1 protein-coding gene is annotated in these 872 nt (G+C 45.1%); it reads right to left on the minus strand.

All coding sequences use genetic code 11. The annotated features are described in order from the left end of the window. The coding region (locus AB4653_RS27830) for an AAA family ATPase (RefSeq protein ID WP_372105864.1) at window positions 1-790 on the minus strand (790 nt) is incomplete at its 3' end. Window positions 791-872 lie beyond the last annotated feature (82 nt).

An 872-nucleotide genomic window follows, 5' to 3' on the forward strand; every position in this document is an offset into this window, starting at 1 on the left:
GTAGAGAACGTGCACAGAAAGTGATGCTCTTAATACGACGAGTTGAGATTTCACCTTCGTTAACGATTTCAGCGTTAAGGTGCTTAGCCATATCAACCGCACGAGTTGCGATTAGGTCGATGCTCCATGGCACACAGCCAAGAACACGGATAGGACTAGAGTTGAAGATTTGCATTACTTCAAGGTTCGCTTGCTGAGCGCTGTCTGCATCATCAAAGATTTCAGATAGGTCAGGGCGAGTACGACCAGCTTCATCAACAGGAGCGTTAAGCTTGTTGATGATTACGCCTTTGATATTCTTGTTCTTAGTACCGCCGAAGTTAGAACATGCTACTTCGATACGCTCTTTAAGTTGCGTAGGGTTGTCAGTACCAGGAGTCGCAACGAATACGATCTCTGCGCCAAGCGTTTTTGCGATTTCTGCGTTCACTTGGTTTGCAAACGGGTGCTTACGAGTAGGGACTAGGCCTTCGATTAGCGTTACTTCAGCGTCTTTGTTGATTTTGTTGTATTGCTCAACAACAGATTCAAGAAGCTCATCCGTTTTTTCACTACCGATCAAAGCTTCAGCTTTTGTCATTGCGATTGGCTCACCAATCTTAATGTCGCTATTCGCGCTGATGATAGTAGAGGTTAAATCTGGCTGGTTACCACCGCTACGAGGTTGAGCGATTGGCTTGTAGAAAGAAACACTTACGCCCTTACGCTCCATAGCGCGAAGAACACCCATGCTAACACTAGTAAGACCAACACCAGCGCTTGTAGGGATAAGCATAATAGTACGTGACATTGACGAACACCTTTGACTATTGGAAATAAAAAAGCTCAACCGCTATTCCCACCGATAAACATATTGGGGTAGGAATAGAAGT

This window comes from Vibrio sp. 10N.222.48.A3, assembly GCF_041475345.1.
Lineage (GTDB): Bacteria > Pseudomonadota > Gammaproteobacteria > Enterobacterales > Vibrionaceae > Vibrio > Vibrio tasmaniensis_A.